The organism is Streptomyces sp. NPDC001904 (genome assembly GCF_040297005.1).
Classification (GTDB): domain Bacteria; phylum Actinomycetota; class Actinomycetes; order Streptomycetales; family Streptomycetaceae; genus Streptomyces.
Genome location: NZ_JBEOYI010000013.1, coordinates 62,392 through 87,594, shown reverse-complemented (window position 1 = coordinate 87,594; position 25,203 = coordinate 62,392). Strand labels below are relative to the sequence as shown.

At 73.4% G+C, this 25,203-nt stretch carries 20 protein-coding genes; 12 read left to right on the top strand and 8 right to left on the bottom strand.

Annotated features, from left to right (window positions below; all coding sequences use genetic code 11):
* Positions 1-2 precede the first annotated feature (2 nt).
* From ABT127_RS21740 to ABT127_RS21725, 4 genes are all read left to right on the top strand, one after another.
* On the top strand, positions 3-2,402 hold the full coding sequence (locus ABT127_RS21740; RefSeq protein WP_351452434.1) for a xanthine dehydrogenase family protein molybdopterin-binding subunit: 2,400 nt from the start codon (positions 3-5) through the stop codon (positions 2,400-2,402).
* Between the two features lie 154 nt (positions 2,403-2,556).
* The gene (locus ABT127_RS21735) at positions 2,557-4,008 is read left to right on the top strand and encodes an NCS2 family permease (protein WP_351452432.1); all 1,452 of its coding nucleotides are present in this window, start codon (positions 2,557-2,559) and stop codon (positions 4,006-4,008) included.
* A gap of 43 nt (positions 4,009-4,051) precedes the next feature.
* Positions 4,052-5,200 (top strand): XdhC family protein, encoded by a 1,149-nt coding sequence (locus tag ABT127_RS21730; RefSeq protein ID WP_351452429.1) that lies wholly within the window; start codon positions 4,052-4,054, stop codon positions 5,198-5,200.
* 223 nt (positions 5,201-5,423) lie between these two features.
* On the top strand, positions 5,424-6,611 hold the full coding sequence (locus ABT127_RS21725) for a glycoside hydrolase family 6 protein (RefSeq protein WP_351452426.1): 1,188 nt from the start codon (positions 5,424-5,426) through the stop codon (positions 6,609-6,611).
* A gap of 16 nt (positions 6,612-6,627) precedes the next feature.
* Here the strand turns inward: ABT127_RS21725 and ABT127_RS21720 are convergent, their stop codons facing one another.
* The 3 genes from ABT127_RS21720 to ABT127_RS21710 form a co-directional block, all read right to left on the bottom strand.
* Complete coding sequence (locus tag ABT127_RS21720; protein ID WP_351452423.1) at positions 6,628-7,062, bottom strand: SRPBCC family protein; 435 nt, start codon at positions 7,060-7,062, stop codon at positions 6,628-6,630.
* A 26-nt stretch (positions 7,063-7,088) separates the two neighbouring features.
* A complete protein-coding gene (locus ABT127_RS21715; protein WP_502971754.1) occupies positions 7,089-7,874 on the bottom strand; it encodes a polysaccharide deacetylase family protein in 786 nt (261 codons plus the stop codon).
* A 76-nt stretch (positions 7,875-7,950) separates the two neighbouring features.
* On the bottom strand, positions 7,951-11,007 hold the full coding sequence (locus tag ABT127_RS21710; protein ID WP_351452420.1) for a glycoside hydrolase family 3 protein: 3,057 nt from the start codon (positions 11,005-11,007) through the stop codon (positions 7,951-7,953).
* 203 nt (positions 11,008-11,210) lie between these two features.
* Between ABT127_RS21710 and ABT127_RS21705 the strand changes: the two genes are divergently transcribed.
* From ABT127_RS21705 to crcB, 3 genes are all read left to right on the top strand, one after another.
* The gene (locus tag ABT127_RS21705) at positions 11,211-12,989 is read left to right on the top strand and encodes a hypothetical protein (RefSeq protein WP_351452417.1); all 1,779 of its coding nucleotides are present in this window, start codon (positions 11,211-11,213) and stop codon (positions 12,987-12,989) included.
* Positions 12,990-13,080: 91 nt separating this feature from the next.
* Positions 13,081-13,578 carry a fluoride efflux transporter FluC gene (locus ABT127_RS21700; protein WP_502971758.1) on the top strand — a complete coding sequence of 166 codons (498 nt, stop codon included), beginning with the start codon at positions 13,081-13,083 and terminating at the stop codon, positions 13,576-13,578.
* Positions 13,575-13,949 carry a fluoride efflux transporter CrcB gene (gene crcB / locus ABT127_RS21695; RefSeq protein WP_351452412.1) on the top strand — a complete coding sequence of 125 codons (375 nt, stop codon included), beginning with the start codon at positions 13,575-13,577 and terminating at the stop codon, positions 13,947-13,949. The genes ABT127_RS21700 and crcB overlap by 4 nt, the downstream gene beginning before the upstream one ends.
* Before the next feature lie 22 nt (positions 13,950-13,971).
* Here crcB and ABT127_RS21690 read toward each other — a convergent pair whose 3' ends face one another.
* Positions 13,972-14,712, bottom strand: coding sequence for a bestrophin-like domain (locus ABT127_RS21690; RefSeq protein ID WP_351452409.1), 741 nt, complete (start codon positions 14,710-14,712; stop codon positions 13,972-13,974).
* A gap of 50 nt (positions 14,713-14,762) precedes the next feature.
* Entirely contained in the window at positions 14,763-16,076 is a 1,314-nt protein-coding gene (locus ABT127_RS21685) for a hypothetical protein (RefSeq protein WP_351452407.1), read from the bottom strand.
* A gap of 195 nt (positions 16,077-16,271) precedes the next feature.
* Here ABT127_RS21685 and ABT127_RS21680 point away from each other — a divergent pair, with 195 nt between their 5' ends.
* Both ABT127_RS21680 and ABT127_RS21675 read left to right on the top strand, forming a co-directional pair.
* Entirely contained in the window at positions 16,272-17,684 is a 1,413-nt protein-coding gene (locus tag ABT127_RS21680; RefSeq protein ID WP_351452404.1) for a lipase family protein, read from the top strand.
* A 48-nt stretch (positions 17,685-17,732) separates the two neighbouring features.
* A complete protein-coding gene (locus tag ABT127_RS21675) occupies positions 17,733-19,241 on the top strand; it encodes a hypothetical protein (protein ID WP_351452401.1) in 1,509 nt (502 codons plus the stop codon).
* A 22-nt stretch (positions 19,242-19,263) separates the two neighbouring features.
* Here ABT127_RS21675 and ABT127_RS21670 read toward each other — a convergent pair whose 3' ends face one another.
* The gene (locus ABT127_RS21670) at positions 19,264-20,004 is read right to left on the bottom strand and encodes a 1-acyl-sn-glycerol-3-phosphate acyltransferase (RefSeq protein WP_351452398.1); all 741 of its coding nucleotides are present in this window, start codon (positions 20,002-20,004) and stop codon (positions 19,264-19,266) included.
* Positions 20,005-20,074: 70 nt separating this feature from the next.
* Between ABT127_RS21670 and ABT127_RS21665 the strand changes: the two genes are divergently transcribed.
* The 3 genes from ABT127_RS21665 (at position 20,075) to ABT127_RS21655 (ending at position 22,254) form a co-directional block, all read left to right on the top strand.
* The gene (locus ABT127_RS21665) at positions 20,075-20,332 is read left to right on the top strand and encodes an acyl carrier protein (protein ID WP_351452395.1); all 258 of its coding nucleotides are present in this window, start codon (positions 20,075-20,077) and stop codon (positions 20,330-20,332) included.
* Entirely contained in the window at positions 20,329-21,525 is a 1,197-nt protein-coding gene (locus tag ABT127_RS21660; protein WP_351452392.1) for a beta-ketoacyl-[acyl-carrier-protein] synthase family protein, read from the top strand. The genes ABT127_RS21665 and ABT127_RS21660 overlap by 4 nt, the downstream gene beginning before the upstream one ends.
* Before the next feature lie 210 nt (positions 21,526-21,735).
* Positions 21,736-22,254, top strand: coding sequence for a DoxX family protein (locus tag ABT127_RS21655; protein WP_351452389.1), 519 nt, complete (start codon positions 21,736-21,738; stop codon positions 22,252-22,254).
* Here ABT127_RS21655 and ABT127_RS21650 read toward each other — a convergent pair.
* Positions 22,244-23,176 carry an aldo/keto reductase gene (locus ABT127_RS21650; RefSeq protein WP_351452386.1) on the bottom strand — a complete coding sequence of 311 codons (933 nt, stop codon included), beginning with the start codon at positions 23,174-23,176 and terminating at the stop codon, positions 22,244-22,246. The genes ABT127_RS21655 and ABT127_RS21650 overlap by 11 nt on opposite strands.
* Positions 23,173-25,095 (bottom strand): DUF8034 domain-containing protein, encoded by a 1,923-nt coding sequence (locus ABT127_RS21645; RefSeq protein WP_351452383.1) that lies wholly within the window; start codon positions 25,093-25,095, stop codon positions 23,173-23,175. Before ABT127_RS21645 ends, ABT127_RS21650 begins: the two co-directional genes overlap by 4 nt.
* Positions 25,096-25,203: the final 108 nt, after the last annotated feature.

The window sequence follows — 25,203 nt, the reverse complement described above, 5'->3', positions numbered from 1 at the left end:
ACATGGCTGACACACGCACCACCGGCATCCCCTTCAACGTCACGCAGGGCGCCCCGACCAAGGGCGGCATCGGCGAGTCCACGCTCCGCCCGGACGGCACCCTCAAGGTCACCGGCGAGTTCGCGTACTCGTCCGACATGTGGCACGAGGACATGCTGTGGGGCCAGATCCTGCGCTCCACGGTCGCGCACGCCGAGATCGTCTCGATCGACACCGGCGAGGCCCTCGCCACCCCCGGCGTCTACGCGGTCCTCACCTACGACGACCTGCCGACCGACGTGAAGAAGTACGGCCTGGAGTTCAAGGACACCCCGGTCCTCGCGCACGGCAAGGTCCGCCACCACGGCGAGCCGGTCGCGCTGGTCGCGGCCGACCACCCGGAGACCGCGCGCCGCGCCGCCGCCAAGATCAAGGTCGAGTACCGCGAGCTGCCCGTCATCACCGACGAGGCGTCCGCGACGGCTCCCGACGCGATCCTGGTCCACGAGGGCCGCGACGACCACCACGCCGGTCACGTCCCGCACCAGAACATCGTGCACCGCCAGCCGATCGTCCGCGGCGACGCCGTCAAGGCCGCGCTCCGCGCCGACCACATCGTCACGGGCGACTACTACTTCGGCATGCAGGACCAGGCGTTCCTCGGCCCCGAGTCGGGTCTCGCGGTGCCGTCCGAGGACGGCGGCGTCGACCTGTACGTGGCCACCCAGTGGCTGCACTCCGACCTCCAGCAGATCGCGCCCGTGCTCGGTCTGCCCGAGGACAAGGTGCGCATGACGCTGGCCGGCGTCGGCGGCGCGTTCGGCGGCCGCGAGGACCTGTCGATGCAGATCCACGCCTGCCTGCTCGCCCTGCGCACGAACAAGCCCGTCAAGATCGTCTACAACCGGTTCGAGTCCTTCTTCGGGCACGTCCACCGCCACCCCGCCAAGCTCCACTACGAGCACGGAGTGACCAAGGACGGCAAGATCACGCACATGAAGTGCCGGATCGTGCTCGACGGCGGCGCCTACGCCTCGGCCTCCCCGGCGGTCGTCGGCAACGCGTCCTCGCTGAGCGTCGGCCCGTACGTCATCGACGACGTCGACATCGAGGCGATCGCGCTCTACTCCAACAACCCGCCCTGCGGCGCCATGCGCGGCTTCGGCGCGGTCCAGGCGTGCTTCGCGTACGAGGCGCAGATGGACAAGCTCGCCGACGTCATCGGCATGGACCGGGTCGAGTTCCGGCAGCTCAACGCCATGGAGCAGGGCACCATCATGCCGACCGGGCAGCCGGTCGACTCCCCGGCGCCGGTCGCCGAACTGCTGCGCCGCATCAAGGCGATGCCGCTGCCGATGGAGCGCCAGTGGGAGTCCAGCGAGGGCTCCGACGTGCGCCAGCTGCCCGGCGGCCTGTCCAACACCACCCACGGTGAGGGCGTGGTGCGCGGCATCGGCTACGCGGTCGGCATCAAGAACGTCGGCTTCTCCGAGGGCTTCGACGACTACTCCACCGCCAAGGTGCGCATGGAGGTCATCAACGGCGAGGCCGTCGCCACCGTGCACACCGCGATGGCGGAGGTCGGCCAGGGCGGCATCACCGTCCACGCGCAGATCGCCCGCACCGAACTCGGCGTCGCGCAGGTGACCATCCACCCCGCCGACACCCAGGTGGGCTCGGCCGGCTCGACGTCCGCCTCCCGGCAGACGTACGTCACCGGCGGCGCCGTCAAGAACGCCTGCGAGCTGGTGCGCGAGAAGGTCCTGGAGATCGGCCGCCGCAAGATGGGCACCTACCACCCGGCGTGGGCCACCGCCGAACTCCTCCTGGAGGGCGGCAAGGTCGTCACCGACGGCGGCGAGGTCCTCGCGGACCTGGTCGACGTCCTGGAGGGCGAGACCGTCGAGCTGGAGGAGGAGTGGCGCCACCGGCCCACCGAGGCCTTCGACCTGCGCACCGGCCAGGGCAACGGCCACGTGCAGTACTCCTTCGCCGCGCACCGCGCCGTCGTCGAGGTCGACACCGAGCTCGGCCTGGTCAAGGTCATCGAACTGGCCTGCGCCCAGGACGTCGGCAAGGCGCTCAACCCGCTGTCCGTCGTCGGACAGATCCAGGGCGGCACCCTCCAGGGCATGGGCATCGCCGTGATGGAGGAGATCGTCGTCGACCCCAAGACGGCGAAGGTGCGCAACCCCTCCTTCACCGACTACCTGCTCCCCACGATCCTCGACACGCCGACCATCCCGGTCGACGTGCTCGAACTCGCCGACGACCACGCCCCGTACGGGCTGCGCGGCATCGGCGAGGCACCGACCCTGTCGTCCACCCCGGCCGTCCTCGCGGCGATCCGGAACGCGACGGGCCTGCAACTCGACCGGACTCCGGTCCGGCCCGAGCACCTGACGGGCACGGCCTCCGCCTAGTCCCGTCGGTCACGGGGTGCCGGTCAGGCCCGGCACCCCGTCCCCCCCCCACCTTGCGCCTCGGGCCGTCCCCCGGGTCGTGCAGCCATCCCAAAACCCGCGCTCCGTCGTGATGTTCGCGGGTGCCCCTTTGAACCTTGGGAAACGAGGCACCATGACCCAGCAGTCCGTGGAGCCGAAGACCACCGCGGAGGACGCGGGCGCGGGAACGCGCCAGCCCTCCGGCCGGTCTTGGCTCGACCGTTACTTCCACATCTCCGAGCGAGGGTCGACCTACGCGCGCGAAGTGCGCGGCGGCATCACCACCTTCATGGCGATGTGCTACATCCTGCTGCTGAACCCGCTGCTGCTCGGCGGCCCCGACGTGGACGGCAACAAGCTCAGCCACGCCGGGCTGATCACCGCCACCGCGCTCGCCGCGGCCGTCTGCACCCTCCTGATGGGCTTCGTCGGCAAGGTCCCGCTCGCGCTCGCCGCGGGCCTGTCCGTCTCCGGCGTCCTCGCCACCCAGGTGGCGCCCAACATGACGTGGCCGCAGGCCATGGGCATGTGCGTGCTGTACGGCGTCGTGATCGTGCTGCTGGTCGTCACCGGCCTGCGCGAGATCATCATGAACGCGATACCGCTGGCCCTGAAGCACGGCATCACCATCGGCATCGGCATGTTCATCGCCCTGATCGGGCTGGTCAACGCCGGATTCGTCGGCAAGGGCAACCCGGTCACCCTGGGCACCGGCGGTCAGCTCTCCGGCTGGCCCGTGCTCCTCTTCAGCGTCACCCTGCTGCTCATCTTCATGCTCCAGGCGCGCAACATCCCCGGCGCGATCCTGATCGGCATCGTCGTCGGCACGATCCTCGCCGTCATCGTCAACGCGGTCTTCGACCTCAACCCCAAGGTCTGGGGCGGCAGCCCGCCCGAGCTGTCCGGCAGCGCCGTCTCCATGCCCGACTTCGGACTCTTCGGCCACGTCGAGTTCGGCGGCTGGGACTCCATCGGCGGCATGACCGTCGGCATGATCGTCTTCACCCTGGTGCTCGCCGGCTTCTTCGACGCCATGGCCACCATCATCGGCGTCGGCACCGAGGCCAAGCTCGCCGACGACAAGGGCCGCATGCCGGGCCTGTCCAAGGCGCTGTTCATCGACGGCGCGGGCGGCGCGATCGGCGGTGTGGCCGGCGCCTCCGGGCAGACCGTCTTCATCGAGTCGGCGACCGGCGTCGGCGAGGGCGCCCGCACGGGCCTGTCCTCGGTCGTCACCGGCCTGTTCTTCGCCCTCGGCCTGTTCTTCACGCCGCTCGCTCGGATCGTGCCCGGCCAGGTGGCCGCCGCCGCGCTCGTCGTCATCGGCGCCATGATGATGCAGAACGCCCGGCACGTGGACTGGTCCGACCGGTCCGTGGCGGTGCCGGTGTTCCTCACCGTCGCCCTGATGCCGTTCACCTACTCGATCACGGCCGGCGTCGGCGCGGGCGTCATCTCGTACACCGCGATCAAGGCCGCGCAGGGGAAGTTCCGCGAGATCGGCGCCTTCATGTGGGTGCTGACCCTCGTCTTCCTCGTCTACTTCGGCCTGCACCCCATCGAGAGCTGGCTGGGCGTCAAGTAGGCCCCGCCCGCCATCCACTGCGTATCCGTGAGGAGACCGAGACATGCTGGACATCGCCGAAGAGCTCGACCGGTGGGTCGAGCAGGGACGCGACTTCGCCGTGGCCACCGTGGTGGCCGTCGGCGGCAGCGCGCCCCGGCAACCGGGAGCGGCGCTCGCCGTCGACAGCGAGGGCACCGCGATCGGCTCGGTCTCCGGCGGCTGCGTGGAGGGCGCGGTCTACGAACTGTGCCGACAGGCCCTTGAGGACGGCGAACCGGTCCTTGAGCGGTTCGGCTACAGCGACGACGACGCGTTCGCCGTGGGACTCACCTGCGGCGGCGTCATCGACATCCTCGTCACCCCGGTACGCGCCTCGGACGAGGCCGTCCGCGGGGTGCTCGGGTCCGCGCTCGCCGCCGCCGCACGGGGGGAGGCGGCGGCGCTCGCCCGGATCGTGTCGGGCCCCGCCGAGTTGAGGGGCCGGGCACTGCTCGTCCGGCCCGACGGCTCGTACGAGGGCGGGTTCGGGGCCCACCCCGAGCTGGACCGCACCGTGGCGGCGGAGGCGGCGGCGCACCTCGACGCCGGCCGCACCGCCACCCTGGAGATCGGTGAGCAGGGCTCGCGCTGCGGAGCACCGCTCACCCTGCTGATCGAGTCGTCCGTCCCCGCGCCCCGCATGATCGTGTTCGGTGCGATCGACTTCGCGTCGGCGCTGGTCCGGATGGGCAAGTTCCTCGGCTACCGCGTCACCGTGTGCGACGCCCGGCCCGTCTTCGCGACGGCCGCGCGGTTCCCGGACGCCGACGAGATCGTCGTCGAGTGGCCGCACAAGTACCTGGCGCGCACCGACGTCGACGGCCGCACCGTGCTGTGCGTCCTCACCCACGACGCCAAGTTCGACGTCCCGCTCCTGCAGCTCGCGCTGCGGCTCCCCGTCGCGTACGTCGGCGCGATGGGCTCCCGCCGCACCCACCTGGCCCGCAACGAACGCCTGCGCGACGTCGGCGTCAGCGAACTGGAACTGGCCCGCCTGCGCTCACCCATCGGCCTCGACCTCGGCGCCCGCACCCCGGAGGAGGTCGCGGTGTCCATCGCCTCGGAGATCGTGGCCGCCCGCCGCGGCGGCACCGGGGTCTCCCTGACCGGGGCGCACACGCCGATCCATCACGAGGCGGGGGCGACGGCGCGGATCGGGTCGGTGGCCTGAGGGGGATCGCGCGCCGGCGGGACGCGGCGGGTGCTGCGGCGGGGAGTGCCCCCGGCGCCCTCTCGTGGATCGCCGGCATCTCCCCGCGCCCGGTCCGCGGCAACAGGAGTCTCGTGCACCGTACTTGACGCCACGCGGCGCTCCCACGACCCTGGCGTGGGAGCGCTCCCGCACGTTTCCCGAACGCTCTTCCGTGATCGCCGAGGACCACAGGAGTGAACCCGTGCGAGAACCCGTCAGAGGCACCCTCCGCCGCGGCGCGACGGTCGTGGCCGCCCTGTCCGTCGTGCTGTCCGGGCTGCTGGCCGGCGGCCCCGCCGCCGTCGCCGACCCGGCGCGGCACGACGCCCGCCTCTACACCCCCGCCCCCAACCCCGATGCCGTGCGCCAGGCGCTCGGCCTGGCCAGGGCCGGGCAGTACAAGGACGCCGCGGGTATCGCGGCCATGGTCGCCACGCCGCAGGCGGTCTGGTTCGACGGCCAGAACCCGGACGACGCGGAGCGGCTCGTCCGGGACGTGACGAAGGACGCCGCCCGCGCCGCCTCCGTCCCGGTCCTCGCGCTGTACAACGTCCCCGGCCGGGACTGCGCCAACTACTCGGCGGGCGGCGCCGCGAACAGCGCCGAGTACCGGGCCTGGATCGACGCCGTCGCGCGCGGCATCGGGTCCCGGGACGCCATGGTGGTCCTCGAACCCGACTCGCTCGCGCTGCTGCCCGCCGACTGCGGCCAGGACGACGCCGAGGGCACCAGGACCGCCGCGCGGTACGCCGAGGTGAACTACGCCGTCGACACGCTGGAGCCGCTGCGCGGGACCCGCGTCTACCTCGACACCGGGCACCCGGGCTGGCACTCCGTCGGCTCGATCGTGCCGAGGCTCGTCGAGGGCGGCGTCACCCGCGCCTCCGGCTTCTTCACCAACGTCTCGAACTACTACTCCGACGACGCCGGTTCCTGGTACGGGAAGCTGATCTCGTCCTGCGTCGCCTACGTCGAAGGGGGCGGGGACGCCGCCGTGTGCCCGGACCAGTACTGGCCGCGGGCCGACGCGCAGGCCTGGCTCGACGCCCACGTCCGTGTGCCGGCCTCCCGGATGGCGCACTTCGTGACCGACTCCAGCCGCAACGGACAGGGCCCGTGGACCGCGCCGGCGGGCAAGTACAGCGACGCGCAGGAGTGGTGCAACCCGCCGGGCCGCGGTCTGGGCGCCCGGCCGACCCTGCGGACCGGCGACCCCCTTCAGGACGCACGCCTGTGGATCAAGACGCCGGGCGAGTCGGACGGGCTGTGCCTGCGGGGCACGAGCGGCCCCGAGGACCCCGAGCGCGGCACCGTCGACCCGGACGCGGGGGACTGGTTCCCGCAGCAGGCCCTGGAACTCGTACGGAACGCCAGGCCGCCGCTGCTGTGAGAGGCGGCGCGCCTCGTCAGCCCGTCACCCGCAGCAGCCCGTCCACCGCCCGCCCGAACATCCACCGCCCCGCCGTCGCGAGCACCGGATCCGCCGCCCGCGGCAGCCCCCGGACCGCCAGCTCCTCGCGCCACTCCACCCGGGATCCGCCGCCGTCCAGCGCCCGGACCTCGAACTCCGCCCAGCCGGTGACCACACGGCCGCGCTTCTCCAGGCGGCAGCGGTGCGGGGGCTGCCAGACGACGACCTCCATCGGGTCGTCGAAGCCGAGCCCGCGGGCGGTGCCGGTGCGGGCCGTGAACACGGTGCCGGCGGCCGTCGGCGGCGGGGTGGTCACGGTGACCCGGGTCAGGGGCACGACGTCGCCGTGCCGCTCCCAGTCGGTCAGCCGCAGCCAGGCCTCGTCGGGGCTGAGCGGGGTCTCGCGGACGATCCGGATGCGGGCGGTCATGCCGCGATGCTAGGCCGTCGGCGGCGTCAGGGCTTGTAGATCCTGCCCGGCTCGGCCGTGCCGGGTGCCAGCAGCTGGGGGACCGTCACGAAGACGTAGCCCTTGGCCTTGAGCCGGTCGATGATGGCGGGCACCGCGGGCACGGTGTTCCGGTAGATGTCGTGCAGCAGGATGATCGAGTCCCGGTGCGTCTGCGTCACGGCCCGCTCGGTGATCGTCCTCGACGGCGGCAGCGTGTAGTCCTTCGTGGTCACGTCCCACAGGACCTGCGCGAGCCCCTCCTCCTTGGCCAGCTCGCTCACGTGGTCGTTGGTGCGGCCCTGCGGCGGGCGCATCAGCGTGGGGCGCTTGCCGGTGAGCTTCTCCACCGCGTCGTCCGTGCGCCGCAACTCGTCCCGGACCGCGTCGTCGTCGAGGTCGGTGAGGATCTTGTGGTCCCAGGTGTGGCTGGCGAGTTCGTGCCCCTCGCGTGCCATCCGCTCGACCAGCTCGGGGTGTTCGGCGATGTGGTTCTTGCCGAGCAGGAAGAAGGTGGCCGGAACCTTCTTCTCCTTCAGGATGTCCAGCAGCCGGGGGCTGTTCTCGCTCGGGCCCGCGTCGAAGGTGAGCGCGACGCACTTGGAGCGGCGGCAGTCGACCGTGCCGAATGCCGCCGCGGGTCTGGCGGCGGCCGTGCGGGCGGCGCTCGGTCTGGACGTGTCGTACTTCGTACAGCCGCTCAGGGCGACGGAAAGGGCTCCGGCGGCGGCGAGGGCCGCCGCCGTCCGGAACCCCTTTCGTATTTTCATCATCTTCTCATGTGCAGCAGACATGGCGCGCACTATACACATGGGTTGTACACCCAGTGTATAGCTGCTTGAGCTGCACGTTTACTGTCAGACGACCTGCCTATGCTGCCTTGTAGGCGGTGATCAGCTCGGCCAGCGCCCCGGCGTAGTCGCCGCTGAGCGACAGATGGTCGGCCTCCGCGAACGGCTTGGCCCACGCCTGACGCACCGAGCCGCCCGCCTTCTCCTGGACGATCAGCCGTGCCGCCTTCACGAGCGCCTGTCCGGCCTTCGCGTCGTGCGCGTGCCGCGCCGAGCGCGCGAGCGCCCTGAGCGTGCCTTCGCCTCCGGCCGACGCCTTCGTCAGCGTCGTCAGCCCGTACCCGTAGGGGAACTGCGGGTCGTACGAGGCGTCGCCCACGTTGATCGGCAGCTGGGACTCCGACTTCGGCCAGGTGACCGGGAGTTGGCCGGTGAAGGGCTTCCTGCCGTAGAGCACGTCGGCGACACCGTCGCCCTCCGTGCCGGGCAGCCAGGACGCCACGAGCCCGTCGATCTCGCCGAGCCGGTCGCCGATGAGCTGCGGCCGTCCCGAGACCATGAGCACCACGCACTTCATCGCGCCGCACACCTTGTCCACGGCGGCCTTGTCGGCCGCGGTCAGCTCCAGGTCGTTGCCGTTGCCGACGTCGCCGATGCCCTCCGCGTACGGGGTCTCGCCGACCACGACCACACCCACGTCGTAGCCGTCCGTCGGCGCCGAGGCGTCCTTCGAGTACGCGACCGTGGCGCCGGGAGCGGCCTTCTTCATCGCCTGGAGGACGGTCGTCCCGTCGGTGATGTTCCCGGACGAGCCCTGCCAGGTGATGGTCCAGCCGCCGCTCTGGTTGCCGATGTCGTCGGCGTTGGACCCGGCGACGTACACCTTCTGCGACTTCTTCAGCGGCAGCACGTTCCCGTCGTTCTTCAGGAGCACCTGCGACTCGGCCGCCGCCTGCCGGGCGACGGCGCGGTGTGCGGCGCTGCCGATCCGGTCGGCGTTCGCGGTGTCCGCGTACGGGTGCTCGAACAGGCCCAGCCTGAACTTCTGGGTCAGGATGCGCGACACGGCGTCGTCGATCCGCTTCCGCGAGACGTTGCCGGCCTCGACCTCGCCGACCAGGTCGTCACGGAACTCCTTGTAGGAGTACGGCGCCATCACCATGTCGACACCCGCGTCGACCGACGTCCGCACATCGCTCTTGTAGTCGCCCGGGATCTGGTCGATGCCGTTGTAGTCGCTGATGACGAAGCCCTCGAAGCCCAGCTTGTCCTTCAGCTCGCCGTTGATCATCTTGGCGTCGGCGTGCATCTTGACCGGGCCCTCGCCGTCACCGATGACGTCGAGCGACGAGTACGACGGCATCACCGTGCCGACGCCCCGCTCGACCGCGTCACCGAACGGCGCGAGGTGCACCGCCTCCAACTCCTTGCGGGTCACGGTCGTGACGCCCTGGTCGACGGTGTACGAGCCCGTCGTCGATGAGCCGTAGGCGGTGCCGCCGTCGCCGACGAAGTGCTTGGCGGTGGCCAGGACCTTGTCGTCACGGTCCAGGTCGCTGCCGTCGGCGCGGCCCTGGAAGCCCTGGATCATCGTCTCCATCTTCTTCACGAGCGCCGGGTCCTCGCCGAACGACTCGTAGGAGCGGCCCCACCGCTCGTCGCGCGAGACGCACAGGCAGGGCGCGAAGTCCCAGGGCACACCGCTCGCGCGCACCTCGGACGCGGTCACCGCGCCCGTCTTCTCCGCGAGCGCGGCGTCACGCGTCGCGCCGATGCCGATGTTGTGCGGCATGATCGTCGCGCCGGTCAGGTTGTTGTGCCCGTGCACCGCGTCCACGCCGTAGATCAGCGGGATCTGGAACCGGGTCGCCTGCGCCCGCAGCTGGAAGCCGTCGATCATCTTCGCCCAGGCCGCCGCGGTGTTCGGCGTCGGTGTCGAACCGCCGCCGGAGAGCAGCGAGCCCAGGTCGTACGAGGACACGTCCCCGCCGGCGCCCACACCGCCCCGCTCGGCCTGCGTCATCTGACCGGCCTTCTCCGCGAGGGACATCCGGGAGACGAGGTCGGCGACCCGCTTCTTCACCGGAAGCCTGGCGTCGAGGTACGGCAGGCCGTGCGCGTCGACGACCACCCGGGGTGTCTCGGCGGGCGCCTTGGCGCCGGTCACGGTGAGCTTCAGCGGGATCGTCTCGGCGCTCTCCGCCTTCTCCCGGTCCTTCGTCGTGGCGACCGTCACCGTCTTCGTCGCGCCGGACGCCGTGCCCGCCGGGAAGGTGACCTTGCCGCTGACCGGGGCGTAGTCCTTGCCCGCCGTCGCCGTGCCGCCCTCCGTGGCGTACGCGACGGTGACGTCGTCGGCGACCGGCACGTTGCCCGTGGTCGTCACGGACAGCTTCACCTTCGCCGAGCCGCCCTCCTTCACCGGGTACACGGCGGCGTCCGTCGTCACCGACGCACGCAGCGCCGGGTCGGCCTTGCCGTACAACTCCACGCCGTCCATGGCGAACTGCGATTTCGTGCCGGTGGGCAGCGTGACCGCGTAGCCCCACATCTTGTCGAGGCCGAGGACCTGGTCGATGCCGCCGACCGGCTGGTAGTCCGTGCGGTACGCGAACTGCGTGAACGGCAGCTCGATCTGCTTCCATCCGGAGAAGTCGTCGGTGAACCGCGTGTTCCACAGCTCGGACGCCTCGCCGTGCGCGCCGCCGTCCTTGATCTCGAAGGTGAGCGCGCGGCCGGAGCCGTCCCCGTACCACCAGAAGCGGATGCCGCGGTGTGCCGACCAGTCGTGGGCCGGCTGGCCGGCGGCGAAGTCATGGCTGAACCCGCCGTAACCACTGATGTCGTACGACCCTTCGAGCACCTTGGCGCCCTCGGGTGCGTCCGTGCGCTCCTTCAGCTCCAGCTTCGGCGGATCGTCCGTGTCGCCGCCCCAGGTGAAGATGCCCTCGGCGGGCTGGTTGGCGAAGGGCACCTCGCCCTCGAAGCGGTCGACCGGCACGGGGGCCGGATCGTCCGCGGAGGCGGCCGGTCCGGCGGTGGTCAGGGGCAGCAGTCCCGCGGCGAGCGCGGAGACGGCCAGCAGAACCGCCCGTCTTCTCCTGCTCTGACGGTGCGGGGATGTGACGTGACGCAAGATTCCCTCCCGATGGTCCCGATACGGGTGTTGGTGGTGCGTCTGGTGCGTCGCTGTGTGCCCGAGCGTCTTAATTCAAGAGTTGAGTTAATGGGGGCGGCTCGAGGGCGTCAAGTCGTCGGAAAGTAAAGGCAGTTGAGGATGATCGTCCGGCCGTGCCCGATTGACAGGCCCGGCGTCCGACCGGATCGTTGAGCTGGGCTGTGACACCTGACGGTTGGGGGACCGCGATGGGCTGGCCGGGGGACACGTTCGGGAACGCGGGACGGGACGGCGGAGCGGACGACGGCGGGAGCGGGGCCGACGGGAGCCGGAGAGGCGGGGGCGGCGAGGGCGGCGGGGGTGACGGCCGGTTCGGGCCGCCGCCGCAGATGCCGCCGCCCGCGGTGCCGCCCATGCCGTCGGGACCACCGCCCGCCCCGCCGGAGCACGGGCCCACGCAAGTGCTGTCGTTCGGGCCGCCGCCCCCGCCCCAGGCGCCACCGGGGCCTGCCGATCCCGTCCGCGCCGTCGCCGCCGGCCTGCTCAACCTCTCGGGTCTGGGCCTCGGTTACGCCCTGCTGCGCCACTGGGCGCTCACCGCGCTCTGTCTCGCGGCGACCGCCGGACTGCTGATCGTCGCGCTGCCCGCCGACCCCGACGGTGTGCCCGCCTGGGCGGTCGTCGGGTACCTCGTCCTGCTGCTCGTCGCGGCGGCGGACGGCGCCCGCCGGGGCCTGCGCGCACCGTCGACCGCCGGGCGGGTCAGGCCGGGTCTCGCCCTCGCGCTCGGTGTGCTGCTGCTCGCCGTGCCCGCCGGTGGCGCGGTCGGGTACGGGGCGCTGCGCGACGACGCCGTGGAGGCGATGCTGCTCGACCGGCTGGCCCGGACCGACGCCCTCGTCGAGCGGACCGCGGGCGAGGACTTCGCCCAGGCCCGCCCCGACTACCGCACCGCGCTCGGCCGCTACCACGACCTCACCGAGAACCACCCCGGCTCCCGGGCCGCGCACCGGGTCCACGACAGCCTCGTCGTGTACTACCGGACCGTCGCCGCGCCCTACGCCGGCCACGACCACTGCGCGGCCGTCGCGCCCCTCGCCTATCTGCGGGACGTGCCGAGGTCCATCGACCGTGCGGTCCTCGGCGACCTGGCCGGCTGGCCCGACACCCGGCTCGCCGCCTCGCTGCTCGCCTGCGGCACCGGAAAGCTCGGCTCCGGCGAGAGCGACGGCACCGGTGGCGAACTGGGCCAACTCCTGCGGACGTTCCCGGAGTCGAAGCAGGCCGCCGAGGTCGAACCCGCCCTGCACGACGCCGTCGACGAGCACGCCGGGGAACTCGACGGCGCCGAACCCTGCCGCGCCACCGACGCGCTGCGCAGGATCGGCGACACCGCGAAGGAACTGCCCGCACCCACCCCCGCCCATCTGCGCGGCGACGTCGACCGGGCCGTGCGCGACGGCGAGTACGCCTGCGGCATCGACCAGTTCGAGGACAAGGAGTTCGGCGCGGCGCGCACGACGCTGACCGGCTTCGCGGGCGACTACAAGAGCGACAAGCGGCGCGGCCGGGCCCAGCAGGTCGCGATCGCCGCCGAGATCGCCGAGCAACGGCCCGCGGCCGGTCTCCGGCTGCCGCCCGCGCACTCCCCGGGCGGCTCCCGCATGGAGCTGGTGATCAGCAACGACGGCCCGGATCCCGTCGAAGTCCTGTACACCGGACCGGTCACCGGGCGGATCACCATCCCCGGCTGCGGCTCCTGCCGGACGTACGCCACCGAGACAGCAGGGCGCAGCAGGGCGTGCCGCGCGGGCGGCAAGACCTACCCGCACACCACGCTCCGGCTGCCCGCGGGCCGGTACGACTTCCTGCACAAGCCCGGCAGCGGCGGCTCGGCGACGGCCAACAGCCGCGCCGCGGGCGGCACCATCGAGCCCGGATACACCTACACCCAGTGCAGTTACGTGGTGAGCGGCGGGGGGCTCGGACAGAATCTGTGACGCCCGCGCGGCGCACCGGGCCGCGTCGGTACTGGTTCGGCCACCGGGATAGGGTCGGAGATCCCCGCACGTGAAGAAGGCCCGCACCGCCATGCCGAACGAGCCCGTAGAGACGGCCCAGGCCGCCCCGGCCCCCGCCGCCCCGCGCGCCGCGCCCTGGCGGGACCAAGCACCGGTGATCGGGGTGGTCGCCGTCGGCGGCGCCGCCGGCGCCTGCGCCCGGTACGGCGCCGCTCTCCTGTGGCCCACGGCGAGCGGCGCCTTCCCGTGGACGACCCTGTGGGTGAACGTGGCCGGCTGCGCCGTGATGGGCGTCTTCATGGTCCTCATCACGGAGGTGTGGTCCGTGCACCGCCTGGTCCGCCCGTTCTTCGGCACCGGCGTCCTCGGCGGCTTCACCACCTTCTCGACGTACGCCGTGGACATCAGGACCCTGACCGACGGCGACGAGGCGCGCATCGCGCTCGGCTATCTGGCCCTGACCGTGTGCCTCGCCCTCACGGCGGTCTGGACGACGACCCATCTCACCCGCCGTGTCGCCGCCCGCGTCCGGCGCACCGGCGGGACCGACGGCGGGGGAGCGGCGTGAACTGGCTTCTGGTGATCGCGGGCGCGATGGTCGGCGCCCCGCTGCGCTACCTGACCGACCGCACGGTGCAGACCCGGCACGACACGGTGTTCCCCTGGGGCACGTTCGCCGTGAACGTCGTCGGCTCGCTCGTCCTCGGCCTGCTCACCGGCGCGGTCATGGCGGGCGCGGCCTCCTCCCACCTGCAACTCCTCATCGGCACCGGCCTGTGCGGGGCGCTGACCACGTACTCCACCTTCTCGTACGAGACCCTGCGGCTCGCCGAGACGGGCGTCCGCTTCTACGCGCTGGTCAACGTGGTCGGCAGCGTGCTCGGCGGCCTCGGCTCCGCGCTCGTCGGCGCGGCCCTGGCCCAGGCGATCTGGAACTGAACGGGACGGCCCCGAAAGGGCGTCAGAAGTACCGCGTGAACGGATCCGGGCCGACGGCGAACATGCCGCTGAACGGCGTGTTCAGCTGGTAGATCAGCACCACCGTGAAGGTGATGAGGGCGGACAGGCCCATCACCATCACCACGTGCGTGACGCTGCGCGTCACCCCGAACATGAACATGAAGGCCACCGTGAGGAAGCCGCCCACGATCAGGCCGAACCAGATCACGGGCGAGAGCCGCTCGCCCGCGTCCGCCTCCCGCCCGCGGCGCGCCTCGTCCAGAACACTCAGCTGCGCCAGCGTCTCCTGCACGGTGGCCTGTTGGGCGGGGGCCGCGTCGGCCGGCGTCTGGGCCGCGGCCCGGATCCCGTCGAGCATCCGCCAGCCCGCCCGGTCGGGCCCGCGCTCGTCGGCCATCCCGGCCCACTCCGTGTCCGTGACGTGCCGGACGTAGGTCTCGATGCCGCCCCGCAGTTGAGCGGCCTGCGCGGCGGGCAGCCCGGCGGCCAGCAGCCGGACCTGGTGCGCGGCGCCCGCCTCGGCCGCGACGTGGTCCTCGGCGCCGGAGTGGGTGTCCCACACGGAGACCAGGGCGAGGCCGAGCACGAGCGCGTAGAGCACGCCGACCATCATCGAGATGTACTCGGCGACGTCCTCGCGCGGTTCGTCGTCCGGGCCCATCGGCCAGAAACGGTGCTTGAGCAGGACGACCGCGGCGGCGAGCAGCGCGACACCGAGGACGACGGCAAGGATTTCGGTCATCAGGGATCCCGGTCGGATGGGGGCGGGCGGAGGGCGTCGGGCGAGGTCGGTCAGCGTCCGCGGGAGCCGAGCAGGACCGCCGCGAGGGCGGCCGGCAGCAGCACCAGGAACAGCGCGGTCAGCAGCCCCAGCCCGGTCGGCCGGTGATCCGCCCGGACGAACCGGCGCAGCAACGCCACGCGGGGCGGCGCCGGTTGATGCCGTCGTGCCTCCGGCCGGGGCGGCGGCCTTCCTCCGGGCGGCCGCCCGGCGTCCGGGGGCGCGATGCCCGGCAGAGGCGGCACGGCCGGTACTGCCGCAGCCACGGGTGGTACCGGCGCCGGGACGGCTCCGGGCGGTACGCCGACCGCGCCCGGCGGCAGGTCCAGCGCCTCGGGCGGCACGCCCGGCGCCCCCGGCGGAAGGGCGAACGCCCCGGGCGGCACCGGAGCCGCCTGTCCGCCGGGGCCGGGCGGGAGCGCGCCGGTCCGTTCGTCGCGGCCGGGCGGAGCCACCGCCGCCGAGGACGGCCGGGACGGCGGCTCGGGTCTCCGGTCCCGTCCGCCGGGCAGCGTGAAGCGCGCCGTGGCCCGGGCGGTGAGCGGCGGCGGCGCCACCCGTCCGCCACGTGGACCGAGCGTGCGCAGCCCGTCGGTGCCCCGGGCCAGACCCCGGCCCGTGTACGTACCGGGAGCCCGCCGCACCTCCGTGGCGCACACGGCCGTCGTCCCGGGATCGATCCGGGCCATGACCGGGCAGCCGGCGGGCCCCCGCCGCGTCGGGGCGAGCCCCGGGTCGGTGACCCGGACGCCGACGACGGGCCGGTTGCCGATGTTGGTCACGGCGTAGCGGACCCGTGCCCGCCCCGGTCCCGTCACCCGCGCGGTCTGTACGAGGGCCAGCGCGCCGCCCACCCCCGTGTACCCGGAGCGCGCGCTCGCCCGCACACCGGCCCGCAGATACGGCAGCCGCCCCGTGGCCACCGCCGTGCCGACCCGGGTGCCCGGGCGGGCCCGGCCCGTCGCCGTGCAGGACACCGAGCGCAGTCCGGTCAGCCGCGGCACCCGGTTCCCGCCGCCGGGGCAGCGCATCCGCGCGCCCGGCAGCGCGGGGTCCTCGACCCGGATCGCCCAGAGGTCGGCGCCGCCGCGGTTGGTCAGCAGGTACGTCTTCACGACCGGCCCGCCGGTCCGGATCCCGGGGCGCAGCGCGCCGAGCCCCGGCCGGGTGTTGACGCTGACGACCAGTGCGAGACCGTGCGCGCCGGTGCCGTCGGCCGACGTGGGCGGCGGTGCGGGCCAGCAGGCCAGGCCGAGCAGCAGTGCGACGACGATGCCGCGCACGCGCGCCCGTCGCCGGACCCGGCCCGCTCGTCCGATGATCACTCCGCAGATGCTGGCCGCGGCCCGCCGCACCGCCCGTCCTGGCACGCGCACACGCTGCGCGATTCACCCGACCGGCCGCCATGTCCTGCCGGACGGCGCCGCCCCGGGTCTACTTCTGAAGGCGGCGGGGCAGCCCGGGACAGGCCGGGACACAGTCAGGCCCGTACCGACACGCACAAGAACGAGGTGGCCGTGATGGCAGCCCCGACAGCGCCCCAGGCGCACCAGCGGACCGAGCGGACCGAGCCGTCGGGCCGGACCGAGCAGACCGATCCCGAACTCCTGATCGCGGCCTCCGTGCTGCTCGCCGACGCGGCGCTCGCCACGCGCAGGACCGGCGCGGAGCTGACCGCCGCCTGGGCCAGCTGGCGCGTGGGCCTCCAGGCGCTGCGCCGGCCCGGCTGGGCCGCCGGCACCGCCCTGGCGGCGGCCCGCGCGCTGACCAACCCGGCGGGGCTCGGCATCGCCGTCAACGGCGGCCTGGTCGGTGAGACGGTCCGCTCGATGGGCGCGATGGCCCGGCGCCGGCCGGCCTGCGTCGTGATGGCCGTCGACGCGTTCGCGCTGCGGATCGAGGCCGCCGCCCGCGCCCACCCCAATCTGGCCGGGCCGCTCGCCCGGCGGCTCACCGACGCCGTCGTCGCGGGCCGCAGGATCGAGGCGGTGCGCGCCGCACGGGAACTCACCGATCTGCACGGCGTCACCCGCACCCTCACCACCGTCAGCCCCGTCATCATGGAACTGCTCGCGCTGAACGGGCTCCTCGACGAGAACCCCACCAACGACAGCTTCGCCTGGGTCACCCTGGCCGGCGGCGTGCCCACCACGGACCCGATCCTCGGGCTGCCCGCCGCACTCGTCCGGCACCTCAACCCCGGCCGCGGCCGCGCCGAACGCGTCGACCCCGACCCGCTGCTCACCAAGGTCCTCACCCGCTCGGCCAACGACATCGTCCGCTACATCGACGACATCTCGGCCCTCGGCAACCACGGCCTCGCCCTGCTGCGCCGCGTCGCCTGCGCGGACGGCACCGAACGGCACGTGGTGCTGCTGCCGGGCACCAGTTTCGGACGGCTGAGCAACAGCACCCCGCAGGACGTCGTCGGCGCGTTCGACGGGATGCTGCGCACCGACACCACGTACACCCGCTCCGTGAAGCAGATGCTGCTGCGCGCGGGCGTGCCCGACGGCGCCGAGGTGATGATCGTCGGGCACAGCCTCGGCGGCATCACCGCCGTCAACCTCGCCTGCGACCTGGACTTCGTGTCGCGGTACCGGCTGACGCACGTGATCACCGTCGGCTCGCCCATCGACAACAAACGCCCCGCGGACCCCACGACCCGGGTCGTCAGCCTCGTCAACGAACACGACGTCATCCCCGGCCTCGACGGGCGCGGTCCCGCCTCCGCCAACGACATCCCCGACAGCTGGATCGAGCTGGCGTGGACCGACGAGACGTACGACTACCCGCTCTCGCACGCCCCGCAGGCCTACGCGGACACCCTCAGCGACTCCCAGCAGGCCCACCGTGCGCGGGTCAACGAACTCATCACGGCCTACGACGGCGAGATCGCCGCCAACCAGCCCTATCTGCTCCGCGACAAGTGACCTCCCCGGACCTCAGAGCCAGGCCGACCGCACCGTAGGAGAACGACCATGACCACCGCCACGCGGCCCGCCACGGCCTGGCCTCTGGAGAACGCCCTCGTCAGCGCCGCCCTCGCGGCCCGGCGCGTGGGCTGGATCGACGCCCCGGCGCGCGCCCTGGGGCTCAGGCCGTTCACCCGGCAGGAGCTGACCCGGCAGATCCTCGGGCAGGTGCGGCGCACCGGTTCCGGGCGGCCGACCCGGCTGCGCACCGCGTTCGGCACCTTCCTGATGCCGCTGAACCGTGCCGACGCGGCGGGGCTGGTCGCCGCCGCCGAGGAGGCCGGTGCCCGCGGCGCCGTCACCGCCTTCACCGACCGGGGACGCCGGCTGCACCTGACCGCGCACGCCCCGCTGCCGGTGGCCGCCGCGTCCTTGAGCGGCAGGGTGCGCAAGGCCGCCGACGCCGAGGCGCACCGGCTGCTCGCAGCGCGGCAGGGCGACGCCACCCTCGACCGCGACGACTGGAACGCCGCCGCCCGCCGCCTCGCCCGCCGGATCGTGCTCGGCGCCGCGGCCGCCGACGACACCCTCGTCAGCGACATCCTCGACGCCACCGCCCGCGCCGCCGACGACGCCGAACTCGCCTCGCGCCGGGACGCGTTGAGCCGCCGCCTCGCCCCGTACCTGGCGGACATCCCGGCCGACGGGACCGTGGTCGTGCACGCCCTGGAGACCGTCACCCGCGCGCTCACCGACACCGCGGCACAGGCGCTGGCCCTGGTGTCCTGCGGCCGTGACCCGGAGGGCGCCGTGACCGAGGCGCTGCTCCGCTACCCGCCGCTCGCGGCCACCGTGCACCGCGTCGACGCGCCCTTCGTGTGGGACGGCACGGCCGTCGACGCGGGGACCGAGATCCTGTGTGCCACCGGCTGGCTGCGGGACCTCGAAGAGGCCGACGATCCCGACGACGCCGACGACGCCGACGGGTACGACTCCTCGGAAGGCGATGACGATATCGACGACGAGAGCGCCGCTGCCGAGGACCCCGAGGACTCCGACGAGCTCGTCGAGGACGACGAGCGCGACGACTTCGACGGCTTCAGCGGCTCCGCCGCGGAGGCGGCCGCGGCCCTGTGCGCCGCTCCCGTCCCCTGCGCCGCCGCCGACCTCGCCGTACTCGCCGCGGGAGCACTCGTCCGCGCGCTGACCCGGGACGCCGTGCCCGCCGTCCTCGCGCCGCGCCTCGGCCCCGGGGCGCCGCCCGCCGAACTGCCCGCGGACACGCTGCGCCTCGCCCTCGTGAACACCGGCGCCGACGCCCACGTACCGGACGACTCGGACCTGATGCGGACACCGCCCGCCGGGCAGAGTCCCGCCCACTACGCCGCGCTCGCCGCCGCCTCCGCGCGCCGCCTGGAGGGCCATGCCCGCAGGCTCGCCGAGTTCGCCCGGCAGCCCGGCTTCAACCACGACGCCTTCGGCGAGCGCTGCCGGATGACGCTGCTCGGCCACGCCGAACGGTGCGCCCGCGCCGCCGCCGACGCCCGCCGCGCGGCCGACTGGCTCACCAACTGACGTGTCCGCAGCGGCACGTGGCTCACCAGAACGGGGTGGTGCGGCGGCCCCGGTCCCGGTCGACCATGCCCTGCACCGTGAACCAGACCTCGTCGCACAGCCGCCGCGTCGCCTCCGACCGTTCGGCGAACGACGCGGCGCGGGCCGGGGCGGGGATCGGCTCCCCGATGCTGATCAGCCACTTCGACGGCAGCGGCAGCGGTGTGGTGACCGGGAAGAACGGGAGGTCGAACCGGCGGGCCAGCGAGCCGATCTCGCCCAGCTTCGGATACGCCTCCTCGGCGCCCACGATCGACACCGGCACCACCGGAGCCCCCGTCAGCACGGCGGCGCTCGCGAACCCGGGGCCGAACGGCCGCAGCCGATACCGCTGCGAGAACCCCTTGCCGACCCCGCTGAACCCCTCCGGGAAGAGCGCGACGAGCTCGCCCGCCGCCAGCTGGTCGCGGCCCAGGGTCGGATCGTCGGTGAGCATCCCGTGCCGGCGGGCGTACGAGGCGAGCAGCGGGATCCGCAGGATCAGCTCGGAGGCGTACACCCGCACCGGCCGCCGCACCTGACGGCTCAGCACCTTGTGCAGGACGAAACCGTCCAGGCCCCAGGCGCCCGAGTGGTTGGCCGCGAGCAGGGCCGGGCCGGCCGCCGGAATGTTCTCCAGACCGGTCACCTCGACCCGGAACCAGTCGTCGGCCAGCCAGCCGAGGAGCGATTCGGCCAGGTCCGTCGCGTCCGGGCCGTGCGGTTCGGAGTTCACATGTGTCACGGAATCCCACTTTCTGCTGAAAATGGGCGGCCGCAAGGCTAAAGGTGCCGTTGGGGTGGTTCCTTCCAGTATGACCATCTCCTCTGCCGCGTCCCCGACGCCCACCACCGATCTGATCACCGGTCTCCTCGTCGACAAGTTCGAGGTCGACCCGGCCGCCGTCCTGCCCGACACCCGGATGACCGAGCTGCTCGTCGATTCCCTGATGGTCGTCGAGATGGCGATCTCCCTGAAGGACGATCTCGGGGTCACCGTCACCGAGGACGAGCTGCGCGACCTCGGGTTCGCCGAGTTCGCGGCCCGCGTCGACGCGCGGCGCGCCGGATGACGGGCGTCGTGGTGACCGGCCTCGGTCTGGTCACCCCGGCCGGCCGGGACGCCGACACCACCTGGGCCGCCGTCCGCGCGGGGCGGGCCTTCGCCGCCCCCGACCCGACCCTGAGCGCGCTGCCCGTCTCCCTGAGCTGCCGGGTCGCCGACGCGGACCGGCTGCCCCTGCGGCAGCACGGCGTCGCGCACCTGGACCCGAGCGTGCGGATGGGGCTCGCCGCCGTCACCGAGGCGCTCGACCGGGCCAAGCTGGATCCGGCGGAGTGGGACGGCACCCGCGTCGCCGTCGTCGCCGGTGTCGGCACCGGCGGCATGCACGCGCAGGAGCGCGCCGCCGCCCGGCTCGCCGCCGACGGGCCGGGCTCCGTCTCCCCGTACTTCCTCACCGGCTACCTGCCCAACATGGTGTGCGCCACCGTCGCCCTGCACGTGGGTGCCACCGGACCCGCATTCGCCGTCGCCACCGCCTGCGCGTCCGGCGGCACCGCCATCGGTGCCGCCCGCGACCTGCTCGCCTCCGGGCAGTGCGACATCGCGGTGGTCTGCGCCGCCGAGGCCTCCGCGACCCCGCTGATCGTCGCCGGCTTCAGCCAGCTCGGCGCGCTGTCCGACACCGGGTCCCGCCCCTTCGACCGGTCCCGCGACGGCTTCGTCATCGCCGACGGCGCGGGCGCGCTCGTCCTGGAGCGGGCCGAGCACGCGAACGCCCGCTCGGCGCCGGTGCTCGCGCACCTCGCCGGCTACGGCGCCAGCAACGACGCCCACCACCTGGTCGCCCCGCACCCCCGGGGAAGCCTGGCCGAGCGGGCCCTGCGCGCCGCCCTCAGCGACGCCGGCCTGACCCCGGCCGACGTCGACCACGTCAACGCGCACGGCACCTCGACGCCACGCGGCGACGCGATGGAGGCCGCGCTGCTCGCCCGTGTCCTCCCGCACCGCCCGCCCGTCACCTCCGCCAAGGGCAGCCTCGGCCATGCGCTCGGCGCGGCCGGCGTCATCGAGGCGGCCCTGACGACACTGGCCCTGCGCGACGACGTCGTCCCCCCGATCGCGGGCCTCACCGACCCCGACCCGGCCTTCGACCTCGACACCGTGATGGGCCGGCCCCGCCCGCTCTCCTCGGCCGTGGCCCTCAGCACGTCCTTCGGGTTCGGCGGACACAACGCGGTGGTGGTGCTGGCGCGGACCTGAGCGGGATCAGGACCGGGTCGCCGTCCCGCACTCCGGGCCGCCCTCGGCGCCCGACTGCTCCACGAGCGACCGGCTCCGGTCTGAGTCCGGCGCATGAGGACTCAGGCCACGGACACCCGGCGGCCCGGTCGCTCCGCGCCGTCATGCGTGTCCGGCCCGCACCCGGGGAACGCGGTGCTCATGGCTCTACTGAGGAAATACGCACGTCCGATGCTCGCCTCCGTCTTCGTCACCGGAGGAATCTCCACCGTCCGCGCCCCCGGGCGTGTGGCGTCCGCCGTCGAACCGGCCGTCGCGCCGCTGGCCTCCCGCGTGCCGCGGCTGCCCGACGATCCGGAGCAGCTCGCCCGGCTGAACGGCGCGGTGCAGATCGGCGCGGGCCTGCTGCTCGCGACCGGCATCGCGCCGCGCGCCGCCGCGCTCGCGCTCGCCGGCTCGCTGGTCCCGTCGACGCTGGCCGACCACGCCTGGTGGAAGGAGGACGACCCCGAGCGGCGGAGCCTGCAGCGCGCCCACTTCCTGAAGAACGTCTCCCTCGTGGGCGGGCTGCTGATCGCGGCTGCCGACACCCACGGCAAGCCGTCGCTGGCCTACCGGGCGCGTGGAGCGGCGACCTCCGGACGCAAGCAGGCGGCGCGGGCCCGGCGCGAGACCGCGCACACGGTGCGGGACGCGGCCGACACCGTCCGCGCCCTGCCCGACCGCGCCCGCCAGACCGTCACCGGCTGAGCAGCCGCCCCGGCACGAACCCCTCGTCCGCGAGCCGCCGCCACAGCGCGTCGGGGACCGGGAAGCGGGCCGCCTCCGTGTTCGCGGTCACCTCGGCAGCCGAGCGGCAGCCGACGACGACGGAGGCGACGGCCGGGTGCAGATACGGGAACTGGATCGCCGCCGCGGGCAGCGGCACCCCGTACTCCGCGCACAGGGCCCGGCACCGCCGGGCCCTGTGCAGCGCCTCGGCCGGCACCGGCCGGTAGTTGAACATGGCGTCCGGTGAGGGATCGGCCAGCAGACCGGTGTTGAAGACGCCGCCGACCACCACCGCCGTGCCGGTCCTGGCACACAGCGGCAGCAGCGTGTCCAGCGCCTCGTGGTCGAGGAGCGAGAACCGGCCCGCGATCAGCACGACGTCGACCTCGAACTCGTCCACGTAGGCGGCGAGTTGCGCACTGTGATTCATCCCGAAGCCGATCGCCCGGATCAGCCCCTCGTCCCGCAGCCGGCGCACCGCCGGGTACGCGGTGCGGCGGATGTCGTCCGGGTAGTCGTCGGGGTCGTGGAGGTAGAGGATGTCGACGCTGTCGCGGCCCAGACGGGTCAGGCTCGACTCCAGGGACTCCCGGATGCCGCGCTCCGTCCAGTCCGTGACGACCTCGCCGGGCGAGCCGTCCGGCTTCGGCCGCAGCAGCCACCCGGTCTTCGTGGAGATCACCGGATCGCTGATCCCGGCCGGGCCGAGCAGCCGACCGAGCCGCCGCTCGGCCTGCCCGTGACCGTAGCGGGGCGCCGTGTCGAAGTACCTGATCCCCGCCCGCGCCGCCGCCTCGACGGTGGCCGCCGCCTCCTCCTCGGCGACCTCCTCGAAGAGGCCCCCGAGGGGCGCGGTGCCGATCCCGAGGCGGGGCAGCGCGAAGGGCAGTCGGTGCGTCATGCGGTCCCCCAAGGGGAGGAGATCGCCGCGGCGTGCGCGCGCAGCGTCATGGTCAGGGTCAGCCGCAGCCGGGTGTGCCCGGGCAGGGCGACCCGGACGTACGGGCCGTCGGCCGGCTGTTCGGGTCCGTCGTCCGCACGGACGCCGGTGATCCGGTGCTCGGCGAACGAACCCGCCTGCACCAGCAGCGAGCGCGCCGCGCCGCCGAGGTTCACCAGCTCCACCACCGTGTGCTCCGGGCGGATGTCCGACACGAGGGCCGCCACGTCCTGCGGCAGACCCGGGCGCCGCTCCCCGATGTCGTGGTAGCGGACGTGCAGCTGGGCGAGGCCGCCGTTGTAGAGGACCTGCGGGGAGCCGGTCGTCAGCTGCAACAGGGCCTCGGTGACCACCGGGTTGAGGCGCTGCCAGTGGTGGATGTCCAGGACGTCCGGGCCGACCGCCGGGTCCGTGGTGTCGCCCTCGATGGCGGCGACCCGCTCCGCGCAGCTCGCCAGCGCGCTCGTCAGCATCCGCTCGGGGAAGTCCGGATTGCGGCCCTGCAGATACTCGTACCAGGGCTCCTCGTGCCCGGCCTCGTCCTTGATCCGCTGAGTGTGCACGGCCGTCCAGTCCCACGCGGCCCCGGCCCGCAGCTCCTCGATGCGATCCTGGTCGGCCTGCTCGCGGCTGAAGTGCCACAGTGTGAGCGGGAGTTGGCCCGGCATGACGGTGAAGTCGAACCAGCCGGAGTCGTCGTGCCGCTGCGGCACCATCAGAGTGCGCTCGGCGTCCATCGCCCGCAGATGCGGCTCCCAGCGCTCGCCGAGGGTGCCCATCCCGTCCGCGCCGCGCCGCTCGGCGTGCCGCAGCACCGCGTCGAGCGGATTGCGGGCGAGGTCCAGATAGCCGCGGTCGCCGGTGAGCAGCGTGGCGTTGGCGGCACCGATGATGGCCGAACTGCCGACGGGGGACAGCCCGTGCGGCCACGACCAGCCGTAGTGGCCGCCGTACCAGCGGCCGTCCAGATAGGCGCCCACCTCGCCGTCGAGCCCCGCGTTGTCGGGGACGACCTCGCGTCCCGCGAGGCGCTCCTGCCAGACCCCGACGTACTCGGCCACCCAGTCCGCGTAGGCCTGCTCACCACTGAGCAGGTACGCGTTCGTGGCGAGGCCCGTCGCGCCCAGGTTCACCAGGGTGTCGCCGCGCCCCATCCGGTCCCACATCGCCCGGCCGTAGGCGCGGGCCAGCTCCGGCGACTCGGCCAGCTGCCGGAACGAGGTGACGCCGTCGTACCCGTCCAGCGGCAGCCCGTACGGATGCAGGGCCAGGCTCCACGGGAAGTACGGCTCCTCGTCGCTGAACCCGAACCGGGGGCCCGCCGCGCCGTTGTGCGGGGCGCGCAGCACGCGGTGCTCGGGGTCGTAGTTCGGGCCGCCGGGCAGATAGAAGTCGGCGAACCGGCGGGCCAGTCGGCGCAGTTCCGGGTCGTCCGGGTCGGCCAGGCACAGGCCGTAGAAGAGCAGCAGGCCCTCGCCCTGGTGGAACCAGTCGTAGCCGCGCTCCAGGCCGTCCACCAGCATGCCCATCTCGGTGAGCTGGGTGCTCACCCCCTGCCAGTGGCGGCGGGCCGCGGTCAGCAACTCGGCGCTGCCGCCCAGCAGATACAGCGTCGGCCAGTTGAAGAACGGCTCGTAGAAGTCGTCCACGCCGTCCCGGCCGTCCATGCCCTCGCCGAGCCGGCCACGGAAGACGAGCCGTCCGTCCCCCTCGGTGTACCGGTCGGCGAACAGCCGCCACGCCTTCTCCTGCGTCGCGAACAACTCCCTTTCCAGCAACGCCCATCGAGGCGTGTCGGTGAGGGTCCTGCGGGCGCTCAGCAGAGGCCCGTGCGCCTCGCCGCCTGCCCGTGTGCCGCCGGTCGGCTCAGACCTGAGCATGGAGAACACCCGCTCCTTCGTCGCATGCGGATTGCCGTATTGAACAATCGCCCATCGATAGCCGATGGTTAGAGTCACCGGCGGGGAGCCGACGTGTCAATACTCGGG

Bases quoted from the DNA above. Each gene is read 5' to 3' on its own strand.
- ABT127_RS21740 (WP_351452434.1), top strand. From the start codon at position 3: ATGGCTGACACACGCACCACCGGCATCCCCTTCAACGTCACGCAGGGC.
- ABT127_RS21735 (WP_351452432.1), top strand. From the start codon at position 2,557: ATGACCCAGCAGTCCGTGGAGCCGAAGACCACCGCGGAGGACGCGGGC.
- ABT127_RS21730 (WP_351452429.1), top strand. From the start codon at position 4,052: ATGCTGGACATCGCCGAAGAGCTCGACCGGTGGGTCGAGCAGGGACGC.
- ABT127_RS21720 (WP_351452423.1), bottom strand. From the start codon at position 7,062: ATGACCGCCCGCATCCGGATCGTCCGCGAGACCCCGCTCAGCCCCGAC.
- ABT127_RS21715 (WP_502971754.1), bottom strand. From the start codon at position 7,874: ATGTCTGCTGCACATGAGAAGATGATGAAAATACGAAAGGGGTTCCGG.
- ABT127_RS21700 (WP_502971758.1), top strand. From the start codon at position 13,081: ATGCCGAACGAGCCCGTAGAGACGGCCCAGGCCGCCCCGGCCCCCGCC.
- ABT127_RS21690 (WP_351452409.1), bottom strand. From the start codon at position 14,712: ATGACCGAAATCCTTGCCGTCGTCCTCGGTGTCGCGCTGCTCGCCGCC.
- ABT127_RS21680 (WP_351452404.1), top strand. From the start codon at position 16,272: ATGGCAGCCCCGACAGCGCCCCAGGCGCACCAGCGGACCGAGCGGACC.
- ABT127_RS21675 (WP_351452401.1), top strand. From the start codon at position 17,733: ATGACCACCGCCACGCGGCCCGCCACGGCCTGGCCTCTGGAGAACGCC.
- ABT127_RS21665 (WP_351452395.1), top strand. From the start codon at position 20,075: ATGACCATCTCCTCTGCCGCGTCCCCGACGCCCACCACCGATCTGATC.
- ABT127_RS21660 (WP_351452392.1), top strand. From the start codon at position 20,329: ATGACGGGCGTCGTGGTGACCGGCCTCGGTCTGGTCACCCCGGCCGGC.
- ABT127_RS21655 (WP_351452389.1), top strand. From the start codon at position 21,736: ATGCTCGCCTCCGTCTTCGTCACCGGAGGAATCTCCACCGTCCGCGCC.
- ABT127_RS21650 (WP_351452386.1), bottom strand. From the start codon at position 23,176: ATGACGCACCGACTGCCCTTCGCGCTGCCCCGCCTCGGGATCGGCACC.
- ABT127_RS21645 (WP_351452383.1), bottom strand. From the start codon at position 25,095: ATGCTCAGGTCTGAGCCGACCGGCGGCACACGGGCAGGCGGCGAGGCG.